Annotated in this window: 14 protein-coding genes; 13 read left to right on the plus strand and 1 reads right to left on the minus strand. The window is 45.5% G+C overall.

Features of this window, described 5'->3' with window-relative positions; genetic code table 11:
* Window positions 1-240: 240 nt before the first annotated feature.
* Window positions 241-1,995, minus strand: a complete 1,755-nt coding sequence (locus MWG26_RS02140; protein ID WP_025654467.1) for an IS1182 family transposase — start codon at window positions 1,993-1,995, stop codon at window positions 241-243.
* Window positions 1,996-2,375: 380 nt separating this feature from the next.
* Here MWG26_RS02140 and MWG26_RS02145 point away from each other — a divergent pair, with 380 nt between their 5' ends.
* From MWG26_RS02145 to MWG26_RS02205, 13 genes are all read left to right on the plus strand, one after another.
* A complete protein-coding gene (locus tag MWG26_RS02145) occupies window positions 2,376-3,350 on the plus strand; it encodes a LacI family DNA-binding transcriptional regulator (protein WP_025654468.1) in 975 nt (324 codons plus the stop codon).
* A gap of 105 nt (window positions 3,351-3,455) precedes the next feature.
* Complete coding sequence (locus tag MWG26_RS02150; RefSeq protein ID WP_244062689.1) at window positions 3,456-4,784, plus strand: ABC transporter substrate-binding protein; 1,329 nt, start codon at window positions 3,456-3,458, stop codon at window positions 4,782-4,784.
* Window positions 4,785-4,872: 88 nt separating this feature from the next.
* Entirely contained in the window at window positions 4,873-5,757 is an 885-nt protein-coding gene (locus MWG26_RS02155; protein WP_025654470.1) for a carbohydrate ABC transporter permease, read from the plus strand.
* On the plus strand, window positions 5,758-6,600 hold the full coding sequence (locus tag MWG26_RS02160; protein ID WP_153921277.1) for a carbohydrate ABC transporter permease: 843 nt from the start codon (window positions 5,758-5,760) through the stop codon (window positions 6,598-6,600). It begins immediately after the preceding gene.
* A gap of 48 nt (window positions 6,601-6,648) precedes the next feature.
* Entirely contained in the window at window positions 6,649-9,126 is a 2,478-nt protein-coding gene (locus MWG26_RS02165; RefSeq protein WP_025654472.1) for a GH116 family glycosyl-hydrolase, read from the plus strand.
* A 2-nt stretch (window positions 9,127-9,128) separates the two neighbouring features.
* On the plus strand, window positions 9,129-10,805 hold the full coding sequence (locus MWG26_RS02170) for a glycoside hydrolase family 13 protein (RefSeq protein WP_025654473.1): 1,677 nt from the start codon (window positions 9,129-9,131) through the stop codon (window positions 10,803-10,805).
* Between the two features lie 181 nt (window positions 10,806-10,986).
* Window positions 10,987-11,688, plus strand: coding sequence for a GntR family transcriptional regulator (locus tag MWG26_RS02175; protein WP_025654474.1), 702 nt, complete (start codon window positions 10,987-10,989; stop codon window positions 11,686-11,688).
* An 83-nt stretch (window positions 11,689-11,771) separates the two neighbouring features.
* Entirely contained in the window at window positions 11,772-13,070 is a 1,299-nt protein-coding gene (locus MWG26_RS02180) for a nickel-dependent lactate racemase family protein (protein WP_117440963.1), read from the plus strand.
* A gap of 61 nt (window positions 13,071-13,131) precedes the next feature.
* Window positions 13,132-14,466, plus strand: coding sequence for an aminotransferase family protein (locus MWG26_RS02185; protein ID WP_117440962.1), 1,335 nt, complete (start codon window positions 13,132-13,134; stop codon window positions 14,464-14,466).
* A 32-nt stretch (window positions 14,467-14,498) separates the two neighbouring features.
* Window positions 14,499-15,680 (plus strand): M20 family metallopeptidase, encoded by a 1,182-nt coding sequence (locus tag MWG26_RS02190; RefSeq protein WP_117440961.1) that lies wholly within the window; start codon window positions 14,499-14,501, stop codon window positions 15,678-15,680.
* A 40-nt stretch (window positions 15,681-15,720) separates the two neighbouring features.
* On the plus strand, window positions 15,721-17,130 hold the full coding sequence (locus tag MWG26_RS02195) for a YfcC family protein (protein ID WP_117440960.1): 1,410 nt from the start codon (window positions 15,721-15,723) through the stop codon (window positions 17,128-17,130).
* A 57-nt stretch (window positions 17,131-17,187) separates the two neighbouring features.
* Window positions 17,188-18,459 (plus strand): 3-oxo-tetronate kinase, encoded by a 1,272-nt coding sequence (otnK, locus tag MWG26_RS02200; RefSeq protein WP_117440959.1) that lies wholly within the window; start codon window positions 17,188-17,190, stop codon window positions 18,457-18,459.
* Between the two features lies 1 nt (window position 18,460).
* The gene (locus MWG26_RS02205; protein ID WP_117440958.1) at window positions 18,461-19,054 is read left to right on the plus strand and encodes a class II aldolase/adducin family protein; all 594 of its coding nucleotides are present in this window, start codon (window positions 18,461-18,463) and stop codon (window positions 19,052-19,054) included.
* The last annotated feature ends 311 nt before the right edge of the window (window positions 19,055-19,365 follow it).

Raw genomic sequence — 19,365 nt, forward strand, 5'->3', positions numbered from 1 at the left:
TCATTCAAGGCGTTAGGATTAAAATCCAAGAATTCTTCATATTCAAGGCCACATTTTTAAAAATAAGGGGGTGTCGGTTAATACCGATTTTTAACCTCTGACAGCCAGTGAGGAGACAATCCCATAGAATCCGGGCTTTTTTTAAGCCGGGATTCTATGTGGGATTGTCTCCTCCTTTTTGCAACTTTTATTTTAGGGCGCAAAACCCCCTTGTCTGGATTTTTTGAAGCACATCTTCTGCTAAGCTGCTTTCTGCTCCTTTTTCCCTTCGTACTTTTCGATCTCATGATGTAAGAACCGATGGTATTTCATGATGTTCCGTCCAATCGCATACAGCATGAACTCTTTATAAATTTTCTCCTCTAACCGGTAGTTGAACCGCCGGAAGCTTTCGTTTTCCTTGATATCTCCAAAGTGTCCTTCTGTCTGGATCGAACGGATCTGCCGTTTCAAAATCCCTTCCTCACTCTGGATATTTGCGTTGGATTCTTCCCGCAGTTCTTCCCAGCGTTCGTTGATCTTCATGACTTTATTCCGGTCTGGATTCTTTTGGGCATCGTATTTATAAAGACATTTGGATTTATGCTCACAGCCGCCGCAGTCCGCACAGCCATATACCTCTACCGTCTGGGTATAACCCTCCTGCTCTTTGCTTTCCGTCCGGATATGGCGCAGCTCTCTTCCATCATGGCAGATGTAATAGCGCTCATCCTCAAAGACGGCGTATGTCATGTTGTAATACTTCCCGATATCTTCTTCATAAGCCCGGGGGTTCCGCTTCTCATGGTCCTGAAGCTTGATATAGCTTCGGATCCCGTTCTCTTTGAGATACAGCAGATTCTTTTCACTGCAGTAGCCGCTGTCGGCAGTCACCTCATCCAGAGTATCCCCAAACGCATTCTGGTGCTTTTTCAAAACGGGGATCAGCGTATTATAGTCTGTCCGGTCATTACTCACATATCCGTGGACTATAAAGTAATTCTCTACTGCGATCTGGGCATTGTATGCCGGCTTTAGCTGCCCGTTCAGCATATGGTCCTCTTTCATCCGCATGAATGTTGCTTCCAGGTCCGTCTTTGAATAGCTGTTCCGGTCTTTTCCCATGTTCTCAAAGCATTCCTTATACCCCATCAGGCGGTTTCCGCATTCTTCCAGCTCCTCATAGAGTTTCTGGATCTCCGGCTTATGTTTCCCTTTTCCGAAAACGAATTCGATCCCTTCCCCTTGCGCAATACACATCAGGTTTTTTTGCAGCTTCAGGATCTCAAGGGGAGAACAGTGATCGATCTCAATGATGGTGTTATTGGGGATCTTTTTATGCTTTGTCAGTTTCCGTTTCCTGTTTTCTTCGATGGCCTTCCTGACTTTGTCCATTCCTTCGATCAAGAACATATGGGCATCCCCGAGATTGTATTTCGTCCCATATCCATTCTCCAGCAGGAATGCGTTGTACTTTGCATAAAGGGCATCGATGGCATCCAGCAGGCCGGCAAGATGATAGTTGAGGCTGCCACGCCAGACGAACGTGTATCTGTTTGCGTTGGCTTCAAGCTTTGTCCCGTCAATGTAAAGCTCTTTCAGTGTGATAAGCCCTTCCTTCTCCAGGCGGCGCATGAACTGGTAATTCAGTTCATCCAGGACTTCTCCCGTCAGCTTTTTCCCTTTAAAATCGTAAAAAACATCCCGCTGGGGCTTCTGCCCTTTGGTCAGCCAGATAAAAGCAAGATCCCTCTGGCATAAGTCTACAATACGGTCAACAGCCCTTACCCCGCGCATGTTCGCGTAGGTAACAACAGAATACAGCATGATTGGGTTAAACCCGGTTCTTCCCTTATCTGAATAACAGGCCAGCAGGCCTGAAAAATCTAACTCCTCCAATACCTTTTTCAGGGTATAGACTGGATCGTCGTCGGGTAGACTCAATTCGAAGAAACTGAAGTTGATTTTCTGTTGCCCAATTTCAAAAAAGTTGTTATAATAATCTTGTTTTTGCATAGTTCCATTATAACATGGAACGGAGAGAAAGATGGTTGTCGTTAGCCATCTTTTTTCTTTTTGAGGGAATATTTCAGGGGCCGGTGTGACTCGCTTGAGTCACACCGGCCCCTTTCTGGGACTATCTATTTCCCGACAGCCCCTTATTTTTTACTTATAAACAGAAATCTAATTTCCTGCAGAGTATGCTACTGATAAAACAAACAGAGAATAAAACTAATAAAAACAGATAAAAATAGAGAAAAATAGAAAGTAATAGAGAAAAAATAGAAAAAATTCTCCGCTAAGCTTGACTTTTTTCTCCGAGTTGATATAATATAGCTATATCAAGAAGAAAATTTGATTCATTTGTAAGTCTGCATGACTTTAGGAGGATAAATATGGGCACTATAAAAGATGTAGCGAAAAAAGCCGGAGTCTCGGTATCTACCGTTTATAAGGTTTTTAATGAAAACTACAGTACCCGCCCGGGAATAAAAGAGCGTGTACTGGAGGCCTGCAAGGAAGTGAATTATACGCACCATGCAGTAGTCCGCAACCGTAAGCTGTTAGGATTAATGTTCAGCGAGGCGAAGAATCCATTTACCAATGACCTGATCCAGATGATCATTGAAGAATTGGGAAGCGAATATGAAATCGTTGTATTATTCAGCAACGAAGATACAGACAGAGAAGAGCAGAATGTGGCCTGCCTGGAGCGCCTGGGGGTTGATGCATTAATCTTCGCAGCCGTGTCAAACTATAACTATCCGGAGATCGAAAAAATGATTGAGGATGGCAAGCCGGTTATCCAGATTTTTATGTGTACCCACCAAGGTGCAGATACCATTCTTTTTGACGATGAGCTGGGAACATACCGGGCAATAAAATACCTGCTGCAGAACGGGCATAGAGATATTCTGATGCTTTACAAATACCGGGAAGATTTTCCGCAAAGAGGCGACGGCTACAGACGGGCCTTTGAAGAGGCAGGGCTGGAAGTCGATTCCCGTTTCTTATATGATATTCCCTATAATGACAGTATCAGGGGAATGATACAAAACCATATTCAGGAATTGCAGCCTACTGCCATTTTAGCAGTGAATGAAATAATTGCTACGGCTGCAGTGGCGGCGATTACAGAAATGAAACTGTCTTTTCCAGAGGACATCAGTCTGATTATTTATGATGATTTACCCTGGGCGGCAGCCTCGGGAATCACCACGATTGGGCATGCTTTCGATTCTGCAGGGTCGCTCTGTAAAAATATCCTGTCGAACTCAGGAAGTGCCGGTAAACCTCATGAGCCGGTCCGGCTGGTGATTGATCCAATGCTCATTGTACGTGATTCCGTAAAAATCTTAGATTCTAAATAGATGAAATAAGGGCCCAAACCAGTTATTAAGTCATTGCATCCGGAGGCGATGGTTAATAATAAATATAAACAAGTATAACCATGTTTAAAAGGTGAGGAGAAAAGCATGAAAAAACGTGTAATTAGTGTATTAGTCATGAGCGCGTTGCTGCTGGGATTAACAGCGTGCGGCAGCTCTGGTAATTCTGCAGATAAGAAAGAAGATAAGAATGCGGGTAATGGTAAAATAACATTTACGTTTGCAGAGCATGTGGCGAACATCGAAGAACAGGCGCCCCAGGTATATACTGTCGTTCAGGAGTTTATGAAACAGAATCCGGATATTGTGATAGACATGACTGGTTCAGCCCAGGATGAACACACTCAGAAGATCAAATTAGCGTCACAGTCGAATACTCTGCCGGATCTGTTCTATTCACTAAAGGGGGATGCCGATGCTATGGCTGAGGCAGGGCTGCTTGCTGATATTTCCGCAGATATTACAGATGATCAAGAATTTGTGGATGGTTTTCTGCCGGGAATGCTGGATGTAATGGAGATGGATGGAGCCATTTATGGGCTGCCTGCAGAGATTTTCTGCAATGGGATCTGGTATAATAAGGCGCTTTTTGAAGAATGCGGATTGGAAATACCCGTGACATATGATGATCTGATACATTGCGCTGAAGTATTTAATGAAAAGGGAATTGTCCCTATGGCACGTGGCACTAAGGATGTCTGGAGCAGCTGGTCGTTAATGACAATGCATGCCAGATACGGATTTTTTGACCATATAGATGGTATTTTCAAGGGTACGGACAACTGGCAGAACGACGATTATCTGCTGTTCTATGAAAAACTGCAGGATATGTCAGAAAAAGGGATGTTTCCGGATAATGCTGCTTCTCTTGGTTATTGGGAAGCGACCGAGATGTTCCTTGGAGGAAAGGCTGCTATGTTTGACAGCGGGGCCTGGGATACCAAAAAGTTTGATGAAAGTGAATTGAAAGAAGACATCGGCTTCTGGTGGGGACCGACTTTCAGCGATGGTATCGGCAACCAGGAACTGTCTATGAAAGCGCCTTCTCATCCATATTGTGTTTCTGCTAAAACGAAAGAAGAAGAACCGGAAAAATATCAGGCAATCATCAAGTTCCTTAAGTTTTATTATGGACCTGAGGGGACTGCCATCATTGCCAGGGATAACCAGAGCGTGCCGGTGACCAGATATGAAGGTGAAATTGATGCAGAATCTTACCCGGTGTTTGCGAAAGTCATGGAGCGTATGAATGATGATTGGGAAAGTCCCGAGACCTGCCCCAATATGACTTTGCCCGGACAGTTTGAGACCACCTATTTTGAAAGCATGGCAGGAGTCATCAACGGTATCTATACGCCCGAAGAAGCGCTCCGGTATATGGATGAACAAACTGAAGCCCAGGGGCTGATCCAATAAAGCAGACTGCTCGCCTGATGCCGCTTGGCGCAGGCGAGTTTTTCAATCAAACCGGAAATACATTTTCTTTTAGAGAGAGGTGATCTTAATGCACTGGCTGAGTAAAAGAAGTACGAAAATTATTATGGTGCTGCCGGCTCTGATTTTATTTGTGGGATTTGTGATTATACCTATTTTTATTAGTGTTTATTATAGTGTTACGGATTTTACAGGTATCGGAGAGGCACACTTTATAGGCTTGAAAAATTATCGGGTATTATTTCATGATAAGTTCTTTTTTATCGCCCTGAAAAATACATTTATCATTTTGATTTGTATAACAATCACAGTCTTACCTATATCTTTTCTTGTGGCTTTACTGTTGGAAAAATCATTCAAGGGAAGCGGAATCATTCAATCCATGATCTTTGCGCCAAATGTAGTAGCCCCAATCCTGGTAGGCTTAATATGGCTGTTTATTTTAGACCCCAAAATGGGACTGATTAACGCGGTCCTGAATGGAATTGGGCTGGAAGGATGGCAGCAGCAATGGATCGGTGGGCAGACGCTGACGCCTTATGCGGTAGCATTCGTCTATTTGTGGCAGGTTCTGGGGTTTTATACAACCATAAATATGGCGGGACTGCGCAGCATACCTTCGGATATTTACGAGGCATCTCAGATCGACGGAGCAAACCGGGTCCAGCAGGTTTGGCGGATTACGATTCCCATGATGAAGAATACCATTGTGATCAATACAGTTTTGATTATTACCGGTGGGTTTAAAATATTTGAGACAGTTCAACAGCTGACAAATGGCGGGCCTAATCATGTATCGGACGTGCTGGTTACTTATATGTACCACACCACGTTTACAACCTCACGTTATGGATATGGTATGGCCATTGCCACAGTTTCTTTTATATTTTGTCTGATCTTTTCGATCATATATCTGACCAAAGTGAATAAGTCGATGCATCAGGAGGAGGGATAGATGATGTCAAAAACACGCAGATGGCCAAAAGCCCTGAGCCGTATCGTGCTGATTGTGATCACGGCATTCACCGCATTTCCGTTTCTGTGGCTCTTTGTTCTTTCCTTTAAGACGGATACGGAGATCCTGAACAGCCCGTTTTCTCTGCCGGAATGTATAAGTTTTTCGAATTATGAGCGGGCGCTTCATACGCTGCCCCTGATAAAGATGTTCGGAAATACTCTTTTTGTAGCAGTTTTTGCCCTGGCGATCAGCTTGGTCTGCACCTTTATGCTGTCTTATGCTATTACACGCCTACAGTTTAAATCAAAGCGTTTACAAAATGGTCTTTATCTGCTATTTGTGGCAGGCCTTACGATACCCCCTTATATTGTGATTTTCCCTACTTACCGTATGATTGTTTCCATGGGACTGCTGGGAAACAGGGCGTCTTTGATCCTGCCGCTGGCGGCAACGACGATGGCCCTGGGCGTTCTTTTAATGGTCGGGTTTCTCAGGGATTTTCCAAAAGAAATTGAAGAGGCGGCAATCATCGATGGCTGTAATATCTATCAGATGTGTACAAGAGTTGTGCTTCCGGTTATTAAACCGGTACTTGCTACGGTTATTATTTTTAATGTTTTGTACTTTTGGAATGAATACCCTATATCGTCGGTTCTGGTCAATGACCCCAAAATGATGACAATATCCCTGGGAGCTTCTATGTTCAGAGGGCGGTATAGCATGGACTACAGCGGAATGATCGCAGCCACGGTGATTATTATAATCCCGCAGCTTCTGTTTTATCTGCTTTTCCAGAAACATATTGTGGAAGGAATGACCGCCGGGGCTGTGAAAGGATAAGCGCGCCCGGACGATATTTAATAAAAACGAAATATAAGGAGATTATTCATGAAACATTTAATATATCCCACAGAAGAGCTATTCTGTGACAATGAACAAAAAAAGTACCCCGGAACCGCAGGATGTGTAGATTTTCTTTTAGGCGGAATCGGAACCGGCAATGTATCTTTGGGGGCAAGAGGTAATTTAACAACCTGGCAGATATTTAATCAACCGGGACAGCTCAACAGAATGCCGTATACTTTTTTTTCCATATGGGCAAAACCCGAACATGGGGAGGCAGTTGCAAGAGTATTGGAAAGCAGGCTGAATCCCCCGTTTGATAAATCTCAGGGCTTCTTCCGAAACGAAATGGCCGGTTTACCACGCTTTGACAGCGCAGATATGGGCTCAGAATATCCATTTGTTAACTTTAAGTTTACGGACGATCAGATGCCGGTTCAGGTGAGCTTAGAAGCATTTACGCCATTCATCCCGTTGAATGCGGATGATTCAGGAATACCGGGGGCGTATTTACAATACAAAGTAAAGAATCCGGGAAGAGAAAAGGTGGAAGTGTCGATTGCCGGTTCGATGAACAATGCCGTGGGTTTTGAAGGGTATAATAATTTTTCTTTTATGCAGCATGCAGGTGAAAGAGTAAACAGATACCGTGATGATAGCGGAGTCAGAGGGATTACATATACGGGAAGGGGCTTTTCCGACCAGCATATTACCTGGGGGGATATGGCTCTTACGACCACAGCGCCCGCAGAAAATATAACAGCAAAACCCGTTTGGTATCAGGGGCAGTGGACAGATGGGGGCGAGGATTTCTGGCAGGATTTTTCTGCTGACGGCAGGCTGGATGAGGCCAGCATTTATGAACAGGTAGGCAGTACCTGGGCAGAAAATTCGGATTTCAGCTTTCTTCATTTTACAGACAAAATTGGTTCTTTAAGCGTTACTCACAGTCTGGAACCGGGGGAAGAGAAGACCTTTACATTTATTCTGACCTGGTATTTTCCAAACCGTCCGAAAATGTGGATTGAACTCGACAAGGACAGAGACGATATCAATGCCGGCAATTACCAGGTGACAAAAAATTATTATGCAACCCTTTTTACAGATGCATGGGAGGCAGCTGCTTATCTGGGCAATGAAAGAGAGCGTCTGTACCGTGAGAGCAAGGCATTTTCTAATGCATTTTTCAGCACCACGTTACCGGGATATGTTTTAGAGGCAGCAGCCGATAATATAACGGTTATGCGCAGCCCCACCTGTTTCAGGATTGAGAATGGCGACTTTCTTGGCTGGGAAGGCGTTGATAATGATTTGGGCTGCGGTCCGGGAAATTGCACTCATGTCTGGAATTACGCCCAAAGTGTGGCGGTACTATTCCCGGAGTTGGAACGAACCATGCGCAGGATTGAGCTGGCCGATGAAATAAGAGAGGATGGTTACATGCCTTTTCGGGCGTACACACCTTTTGATCTGCCCCAATGGGAAATGACGCCTTCGGCCGACGGACAATTGGGAAGCGTCGTGAGGCTGTACCGGGAATGGGTGATCAGCGGCGACGATGCGATTATCAGGGAATGCTGGCCGGGAGTTGAAAAAACCATGAGATATGCCGCGCAAATATGGGATCGTGACGGCGACGGTTTGTTAGAGGAGCCCCAGCATGTGACTTATGATACGGAACTGTATGGAATATCCAGTATGACCGGGAGCATTTATTTTGCGGCATTAACAGCGGCGGCTGAGATGGCGGAACATATGGGGCATGCAGGAGACGCTGAGAAATACAGGGAATTGGCGCAAAATGGCAGGAAAAAACTGGACGAAATAAGCTGGAACGGCGAATTTTATGAGCAGATTGTAGACGACGTGAATGCGTATCGTTATCAGTATGGGAAAGGGTGCCTTTCCGATCAGCTGCTTGGACAGTTTATGGCCTTTAATGCACAGCTGGGTTACGTGATGTCTGAAGAACATGTAAAAAAGGCTGCAGCATCCATCTTCAAGTACAATTTTGTTGAACGTGCAAAAGAGAATGTTCATGCGGAGAGGGCGTTTATTTTAAATGACGAAAAAGGCCTGACGCCCTGTACCTGGCCGAATGGCGGCCGTCCGGTATTTCCCTTTGTCTACTATGGCGAGGTCTGGACTGGAATTGAATATGAAGCAGCGGCGCTGCTGGCAAGAACGGGCCAGGTCGAAGAAGCCCTGACCATCGTGAAGGCGATCCGCGACCGGCATGACGGCTTCAAACGGAACCCCTTTAGTGAGAATGAATCAGGATATTACTATACAAGGTCCATGGCGTCATGGTCAGTATATGAAGCATTGTTGGGCTATGAGTATGACATGCGCAGCAACAGACAGACGTTTGCACCCAGACTTCATACGGATGACTTTACCGGATTCTGGTGTAATGGGAAAGCCTGGGGTATCTTCCGCCAGACAAAGACCCAGGACGGCAGCCTGATGCAGGAAGTGGAAGTCCTGTATGGCGATGAAGGAACTGTAAAGCGAGGTAAATAGTCATGAACAGACAAAATAAGGATTGGTGGAAGAGCGCCGTAGTTTACCAGGTATACCCCCGAAGCTTCCAGGATAGCAATGGAGATGGTATCGGTGATTTAAAAGGCGTGATCCGCAGGCTGGATTACTTGAGAACACTGGGGGTTGATATCATATGGTTAAGCCCGGTTTATACGTCGCCGAATGACGATAATGGGTATGATATATCAGACTATCGTGGGATTATGCCTGAATTTGGAACGATGGAAGACTTTGATCTATTGCTGCAGGAAATTCATAACAGGGATATGAAATTAGTGATGGATATGGTTGTTAATCATACGTCGGATGAACATGCATGGTTTCAGGAAGCAAAAAGTTCAAAAACCAGCGCATTTAGAGATTATTATATCTGGAGAAAAGGGAAAGAAGGCATGCCTCCCAATAACTGGCTGTCAATGTTTGGGGGTACGGCCTGGGAATATGATGAAACAACGGAGGAATATTATTTACACCTGTTCGGGAAAAAACAGCCGGATCTGAACTGGGAAAATAAAAAGGTTCGAGACGAAGTCTACGATATCATGAAGTGGTGGGTGAATAAAGGCGTAGATGGGTTCCGGATGGATGTAATCAATTTTATTTCAAAAGTTCCGGGCCTTCCGGAAGGCATTGATGGAAATGGAAAGCCTTACTATGAGAATGGCCCCAGGATTCATGAGTATCTGCATGAGATGAATGGGGAAGTAGCCGAAAACAACTGTCTGGTTATGATTGGAGAAATGCCGGATGTGCATACGGAAGATGCCTTGTTATATACAGATCCCAACAGAAATGAACTTGATATGGTTTTCTCTTTTGAGCATGTGGAAGTGGGGTATGGCAAGTATGGGAAATGGTCGGTCAGACCCTGGGCACTCACAGAGTTAAAAGAAATTTTAGGCAAATGGCAGGATGAGTTAAATGAAAAAGGGTGGAACAGCCTGTATTGGTCCAATCACGACCAGCCGAGGGCCGTATCCAGATTTGGAGATGACAGAGAGCAATACCGGGTAATCTCAGCCAAAATGTTAGCCGTATGCCTTCATATGATGAAAGGAACACCGTTTATCTACCAGGGCGAAGAACTTGGGATGACAAACACCAGATTTGCATCGATTCACGATCACCGGGATATCGAGATCCTGACGGAATATAAAGAATACTGTAAGAAAGGGATCATTCCGGAAGATGAATTTATGAATGCCGCCTATGAACATGGACGCGATAATGCCAGAGTTCCGGTTGCCTGGGACGATACGGCAAATGGCGGTTTCACGGACGGAGAACCCTGGATCAAGGTGAGCGGTCAGTATAAAACTATAAACGCACGGAACAATCTGGAGGACCCGGATTCTGTGTTTTACTTCTATAAAAAACTGATTGAGCTGAGGCATCATGAGAAGATCATGGTACATGGTGATTTTCGAATGCTTTGTCGGGAGGACGAGGACATTTTTGCTTATACGCGGCGTCTGGACAAGAAGATCTGGCTTATTGTATGTAATTTTACCTGCGAAAGTAAGCGGTTTACGGTACCGTTAGAGCATATAAATGAGGCCAGGCTAATTATTGCTAATTATACAGATTTTAAAGTGCAGCTGCCTGAAATCAAATTACGTCCTTATGAAGCAGTCGTATTGGAGATGCATAATAATTAAAAGGAAAGGTGTTTTTGTAGTGGTAAGGGCAGAGGGCGGCACATACTAAATGATCATGAGAGTGATCATGAGAGGCAGTATTGATAAAACAGCTAAAACTACTTGACATATTCTGGAATTTTAGCTATGATACAACTATAATCTAAAATTTCAGATGCATAATTGCAATGTGAGGTAATTTATGTTTAACAGAGTAAAATACAGCAGCTTAAACGAGTTGATTTATGACGAAATAAAGAGCAAGATTCTAACAAATGAGTTAAAACCAAACGAAAAGCTGGACATTGATTACTTGAGCACATCTCTGGGGGTCAGCCGCACACCCGTGACCAATGCCCTGAAGTCCCTGCAAAAGGACGGCTACGTAGTAATCAATCCCCGAAGCGGCAGTTATGTAAGAGAGTTGACAAAGGAAGAGCTGGAATATATTTTTGATTTCCGGGAGGTATTAGAAGCCCAGGTAATCCGGAAAGCCATTACCAAGCTGGATAAGAAGAAGCTAAAAGAATTCGGAGAAAAGTTCAGGCTTATCTTAAGCGTCTCTTCTGTGGAGGGGGACGAGCAGGTACTGGATGTCGTGGAGAAGTTTTTTGAGATCGAGATTAAATTCCACGAGCATTTAATCGACGCCTGTCCATCCATTATCGGAGCAGAGATCATGAATCTGGTGGATCTGACCAAGCGGATTCGTAAGCTCCATATCATTTATAAATTGCACAAGGCAGGCTGGGAGTGCTTTAAAGAAGAGATAGAAATACATGTCCGTTTAATTGAAACTTTGATCAATGAAGAGTTAGAAGATAGCATCCGGTGGATTTCCACGGATATACACCACACAAAAGAAGAGATTATGGATTGCTTTGACATTATTAATCAGTCATGAGGCAGTTGGTGCCGGCGTAAGATTGCCGGCGCCTTTCAAAAGGAAAAATGTGAAATTTTACATTTTAAAGATGGAGGGAAAATATGTACAGAATCGAAGCGGCCGGAGACAAAATACATTACATTGACGACGAAGAAAAAAGAGACGCATTTCTGCCTATGGAGAATTTCATGGGGATGTACGAAACCGGAAATCCTCCGTCCATTAAGGCAGAAGAAATCAAGAACGCCGTAATAAGCCCAGTGGGAAAGGGGGAACGTTTAAGGGATATTGTAAGCAGGAAGCAGGCGGAAACGGCGGCAGTTATTATATCGGACGCTACCCGCGGCGTACCAACGGAGCGGGTTGCACCGTATATCATTGAGGAGCTGACGGCGGCCGGTATGAAAAAGGAGAATATTGCATTTATTGTGGCTCTTGGTGTCCACAGGGATGCAACGGAGAGTGAAATGAAGGGATTCTTAGGCACTCTCATGGGAGAAATTGCGATTGAAAACCATGATGCTTTCGACGACAATAAGTTGGTATATCTTGGCATGACTTCCCGCCGTACACCAGTGAAGGTAAATAAGAAGGTGTACGAAAGCGACGTAGTGATCACGATCGGCAAGGTAGAACTGCATGATATGGCCGGATTTTCAGGGGGAAGAAAGTCCATACTGCCGGGTGTTGCTTCACAGGAGACGATTGTGATCAACCACAGGCCGGAGATGATGGTGCATCCCAAAAGCTATGCAGGCAATCTGGAGGGAAATCCCATTCACGAGGATATGCTCGAGGCCGCTAACATGTGTGGTGTGGACTATTCGGTGAATATCGTAATGAATCAGGAATATGAGGTTGCGGGAATCTTCTCAGGGGAACTGCAGGAATCACATGAGGCTGCGTCTGCCTTTTTAAAAGGGTTCTGTATGGTGGAGCTTCCGGCAAAGCCAGATATCTATGTGGTATGTCCCGGGCACCCCTTAAATATCGATATGTACCAGGGCGTTAAGCCGTTAATTGCCCTGCACAGATTGGCAGATGAGAATACTACGGTGATATTGTACGGCGATTTCAACGAGGGAATCAACGCTCCGGATTTTATTGAACCTTTCCGGGCCTATCCGGATCTGGAGGAACTGAAGGAATACGTCTGGAGCCACTATGAGATACAGATGGATCACATTGTTCCTATAAGAGAGATCCTGAAAAAGAAAACCAGAGTCATGGTTGTCTCAGAGAATGTATCGAAAGAAGACCTGGCAGCTATGCACATGGAGAAGTATGACACGCTTCAGGAAGCGATTGACACCGCGATAAAAGCGCATGAGGCAGCATGTCCGAAGGCTGCGTTTTGCCCCCAGAGTTATCGAAGTATTCTTACATTTTTAAACAACTGAGATATTTTAACTCAATCTAAAATGTTAGATATTAAATTACAGACGACAGGAGAGAATCAGGATGAATAAGGAAAGCGCATTATATGCAGTAATAGAGAAAGAATATCCGGAAGTAGATTACGGAAAAGGAATGTATATCTATGATAAACAGGGAAAAAGATACATGGACTGTGCAGCCGGAATCGGCGTGGTAAATATCGGACACGGGGTGAAAGATGTCATTGATAAGATGACAAGGCAGGCAGAGAAGATCAGTTTTGTCTACGGAGGCACATTTACCAGTGATGTCAGAAGGCGTTTGGCGGATAAGATTGTCTCGATTGCACCAAAAGGCATGGATAAAGTATTTTTTTGTTCGGGTGGTTCCGAAGCCATGGAGTCACTTATGAAGATTGCCCGGCAGTACCAGTTGGAAGCCGGAAGGCCAAAGAAAAATAAAATCATATCCCGGTGGCAGAGCTATCACGGCAATACTATGGGTACACTGGCTTTGGGCGGAAGGCCCTCCTGGCGTGAAAAATATGAGGATTTCTTTCCTAAAAATATTTCCCAGATTGCCCCATGCAATTGTTACCGTTGTCCTTATCGTTTAGAAGAGGAGAGCTGTTCCTGCCAGTGCGCCCAGGAACTGGAAAGAAAAATCAAATACGAAGGGCCGGATACGGTGGCAGCCTTTGTAATGGAGCCTATTACAGGAACCACTGCGGCAGCCATTACGCCGCCTCAAAAATATATGAAGAAAATCCGGGAAATCTGTGATAAGTATGAGGTGTTGTTCTGCGTAGATGAAGTAATTACCGGCTTTGGAAGAACCGGAAAGAATTTTGCAGTAGACCATTACCAGATAACCCCGGATCTGATCGGATTTGCCAAGGGGCTTGGCAGCGGCTATGTGCCCATAGGCGGCGTCATCGTACATAAGAAAATTGTAGACGTTATCGCGGCTGGTACAGGGGCCTTAACACACAGCTTTACTTTCTCGGGGAACCCGCTGGCATGTGCGGGGGCAGAGGCCGTACTAGATTACATCATGGAGCATGGCCTGATTGAACGAAGCCGGAAAATGGGAGAGATTTTTCTAGAAAAGCTGCAGCCATTGAAAAAATATCCGGTTGTGGGGGATATCCGGGGGATCGGCCTTTTACTTGGTGTAGAATTTGTAAAAGACTGCAATACAAAAGAGCCGCTGGATTTTAATTTTTCCGCGGAAATATCACAATATTGTTTTCAGCATGGAATTATGATAACGGGAGGTGTGACAGGAAGCGCTGATGGTATTTTAGGGGATGCACTGCAGATAGCCCCGCCGTTTATCATTAGTGAGGAAGAAATAAAACAGGTGGCTGCCATGCTGGAGCAGGCCATAGAAGAAACTATGAGAAAATATCAGTTATGAGCACGCTCGTTATAAGAAAAGAGGTGTAAAAAATGGATTTATTAAAATTAATGGAACAGATTGACAGGCAGGAGCTGACTGATTTTTTACAGATAGCAGTTCAGATACCCAGCCATATTGAGCTGGAAAGCCAGGAAAAAGAAATCGGGCAGTATATCGCCGGAAAACTGCTTGCCGAAGGAATTGAAACAGAACTCCAAGTTGTAGAAGGAGAACGGGCTAACGTGATTGCCACCATTCACGGAACCGGCGAGGGCAAAAGTGTTACCTTTAACGGCCATATAGACAGCATTCCTCCGATTGATATGGAAGATCCTTATTCGGGCAGAATCGTTGGGGATGACCTGTACGGCAGGGGGGCCTGCGATATGAAGGGCGGCATTATTGCTATGGCCTACGCGATGATAGCCATTAAAAGATCCGGCCTTATCCCAAAGGGGGATATCGTGCTGTCGGCTATGATCGGAGAGGAGTATGGTAGCGACGGCGCCACTTATTATGCAAAGCATACCAAGCTGACAGATTATGGGATCTGTGGGGAACCAACGGACATGAAGATTGGTTCTGCACAGAAAGGTCTTCACTGGTTCCAGTTTGATATCCCCGGCAGGCGGACCCATTCCAGTGTTTCATCTACGGGGATCAATGCATTGAAGCGTCTCAATGAGCTGATGACCTGCATCAATGAAGACATGGAACCAAAGCTGAAGGGAAGAACACATCCCCTTCTGGGACCGTCGCTGGTGAATCTGGGAAAAGCATGGGGCGGGGAACAGCCTAACGTGGTGCCGGGGGACGCTCATCTTCAGGTAGAAAGAAGATACATCCCCGGAGAGACCCTGGAGAGTGTAAAAGCGGAATTAGATGAGGCAGTAAAAAAATGCAATGATGGATACGGGGAAGAGTACGCTATTACCTACGAATCCATGCCCTACAGCCTGAAGGTAAGCAAAACGCCCATGGATATTCCCGAGGGGCATCCCATCGTGCAGGGGATGAAAAAAGCAGGCATGGAAGTGCTGGGAGAGGAGCCGGAGATCTTCGGCGTTCCCTTCTGGGGGGATGCAGGAGTCTTATATGATGCAGGGTGCGACTGTATACTGTTTGGACCGGGAAGCATAAAAGACGCCCATTCAAAATGCGAAAAAGTCAGCCTGAGCAACGTTTATCAAGCCGCAAAAATCTATGCGGCGCTGCCTTTTGTTTTGGAATAGTTCTTTGATTGAGTACTCTGATTAGGTGAGGAGGGAATTTATGTCAAGTAAGGATACAGCTGTAAAAGAGAAGAAAAAATTTTCGATGCCCCCGGCATTTGCCCTGCTGGTTGTTATGATTTTAATTGGCGTGATCGCCACTTGGATCCTGCCCGCAGGAGAATTTGACCGGGAAATGAATGATGCCGGGAAAACCCTGGTAGTAGCCGGTTCCTATCACGGAGTAGAGGCCAGCCCGGTAAGCGTGTGGGAAGGGTTTATGGCAATTCCGCAGGGGATGGTCAAATCGGCTACCATCATTTTTGGAGTTCTGCTTATTGGAGGTTCCTTTACCATCATCGTATCAACGGGTATGATTCAGTCAGCGCTGGGAAAAGTTGAAAAGGTATTTAAAGGCAGAGAACTGCTAATGATCCCTATCATCATGGCTGCCGCTTCCGTAATGTGCTGTTTCATCGGCCTGCTGGAGCTTTCCATGGTTATCATACCGATATTGATCCCCATATGTCTGATTCTGGGCTTTGACTCCCTGACAGCGATTGCCATGGCCCTGGTTTCCACGGCAGCCGGTTTCGGCGCCGCCGTGGCCAATCCTTTTACTGTAGTTGTGGCTCAGCCGATTGGGGAACTGCCTCTGTATTCCGGCGCGGGATACCGCACCATCTGTCTCATCGTGATTACTGCAATCGGGATCGCGTATGTCATGCGCCATGCCATAAAAGTTCGGAAAAAACCGGAGCTCAGCATAACTTATCAAACAGACATTGAACTGAGAAAAGAGTATGGGGTTGGTAAAAAGGTAGAAATGACCGGCCGCAGAAAGGTGGCTATGTTTGCCTTCTTAATCTGTTTTGCGATTCTGATTGTGGGAGCATTAAAATTCTCCTGGGGACTGATTGAGATTGGAACGATGTTCCTGATCACGGGTCTGCTTGTAGGTTTTATCTGTAAGCTGTCCCTGACGGAAATCTGTGATAAATTTTCAGAGGGGCTTTCCGCCTTTATCGGCGCTGCTTTAATCAGTGGTTTTGCCAGCGGTATAACAATTGTTTTGGAAAACGGAAAGATTATCGATACTATCATCAATGCGGTAGCACAGCTGGTTCAGGCTCTGCCCCCGTCAGTGGCCGCAGTAGGGATGCTGATTACGCAGCTGCTTTTTAACTTTATCGTACCTTCCGGGTCGGGACAGGCTTTGGTATCTATGCCTATCATGTTCCCACTGGCCGATCTGGTGGGCGTCAGCAGACAGGTAGCGGTTTTGGCCTTCCAGTTTGGAGATGGACTGTCCAATATTGTGTGGCCGACTCTGGGATATCTGTGGGTTTGTATTGCCTATGGTAAAATCAAATACGAACAGTGGTTTAAGTTTATTATTCCTTTGATCGGTATATGGTATTTGGCATGTATGATTCTTCTGGTAATTGCACAGGGAATCGGATGGTCTTAAAATTAAGGACGGATTTGCTTTTTATGCAAATCCGTCTATTTGAAAAGGGGGAGTACTATGCAGGAAAACAAACTGTTTTTCGGATGTGTGGCAGATGATTTCACCGGTGCCGCGGACGGGGCGTCGTTCCTTGTAAAAAGCGGTATTTCTACGGCACTGTATAATGGGATACCAAAGAATAATCTGAAAGATAAGAACGTACAGGGGACAGTTATTGCTCTTAAAACGAGAAATGTAAAAAAGGAGCAGGCGGTGGCTGAATCCCTCAAAGCCTTTGCGTGGCTGAAAGAACAGGGGGCCAGAATCTTTTACTTCAAATACTGTTCCACCTTTGATTCCACGGAGGAGGGAAATATTGGACCGGTAATCGATGCAGTTATGGAAAAAACGGGATTTTCCTATACGGTATTATGCCCTTCGCTGCCGGTAAACGGACGTACGCTTACGGAGGGCAGGCTCTATGTGAATGGGAAGCTTTTAGAAGAGAGCCACATGAAAAACCATCCGCTGACACCCATGAAGAAATCACGGCTGGGGGATCTCATGAAGTCCCAGGGGAAGTACTGCTGTATAGAAACAAGGACCCCCTTAACGGAAAAAGCGAAAAAAGAGATTTCCCGGGAAATTGATAAAAACGCGCATTGTTACGTGGTGCCGGATTATGAAACGGATGTTCAGGGCCAGCAGATTGCCAAAGACTTTCCAGGCATTGGATTTTACACCGGAGGCTCGGGGCTGATGGAACATCTGGGAAAATACTTTGGGAGAACGTATGGATTCGAGATGGAAAAGGCAGAGGAAGTACCTGTAAAAGGCCCGACACTGCTCATGGCAGGCAGTTGTTCTAAAATTACTTTAGAACAGATTGCTGAATATCAAAAAAAAGGCCTACCATATTATAAGGTGATACCTGCCCGGCTGGCAGACGGCTCTTTAGATGCAGAGGGCATATGGAGAGAGGCACAGATAGGTCAGGCCTCGGAGATACTAATTTACAGTTCGGCATCTCCCGGTGAGGTAAAGAAAAACCAGGAGATGGGAAAGGAAACCATAGCCCGGAAGATAGAGGATACCATGGCTGATCTGATAACCATTGCAAGAAAAAACGGCATCAGGAAATATGTGATAGCCGGAGGCGAGACTTCCGGAGCCGCGATGAAAGCACTGGGATTCGAAGGGTACCATATCGGAAACAGCATTGCGCCGGGCATCCCGATAATGACCCCTTTGGATGGACCCGCATACCGCCTGGTGCTGAAATCGGGAAATTTCGGACAGCGGGATTTCTTTTTCCGGGCTATACAAATGTTAAAAGGAGAGGAGATATAAAATGACGGAGCAGTATTTTCAGGAAGCAATATGGATCGCTCACACCCTATTTGCAAAAGGGAGCGCCTCCGGATCATCCTCCAATATCAGTTTCCGCGCAGGGAACCAGATCTACATCTCAGGCAGCGGTACATGTTTCGGCACACTGACAGAAGAACAGTTCGCCTGTCTGACGATAGAAGGCGAACAGAGGAACAAAATAAAGCCAAGCAAAGAATTTCCACTGCATCAGGTAATTTATCAGGCCAAACCAGATATAAGGGGAGTGATACATACCCACAGCTTCTATGCAACGCTCTATTCGTGCATGGCCGTTGAGAATCCTGCGGATGTGATTCCGTCCTATACTCCTTATCTAAAAATGAAGGTGGGAACCATAGGCTTGATCCCCTATGCAAAGCCGGGGAGCCAACAACTCTTTTCCTATATGAGGGAGAGGGTTATGCTGTCCGACGGCTATCTATTAAAACAGCATGGCCCAGTAGTTGGCGGAAAAAGCCTTATGGATGCATTTTACGGGATAGAAGAACTGGAGGAGAGTGCAAAAATGGCATGGTATCTGAGGGAGCTTTATAGTCCCAGTAAGCTTACATAGTGAAGGCTGGCTGTAACTAAAAAGCTATACAGATCAGAGAGCACACGATTAAAAAAGACTCTAAAACTTACGCTGATATTAAAGAACCACCAATTCTATCCCATCCGCAGCTCCGGTCTGGAATCCTCACCGGGGAAATGAGTCTTTCCTACCGATAGGATGAGCCAGCTTAATGACAGGGATGCAGGGGAGGTACTGGGGCTGTATATGCCGGTGTGTATTGCACCGGCATATACAGCCCCAGTACCTCCCCTGCATCCCTGTCATTAAGTGTCCCCCCTCAACTGCCCCCAAGCCAAAACTTGTTCTCC

Source organism: Faecalicatena contorta (genome assembly GCF_022835095.1).
GTDB lineage: Bacteria > Bacillota > Clostridia > Lachnospirales > Lachnospiraceae > Faecalicatena > Faecalicatena contorta.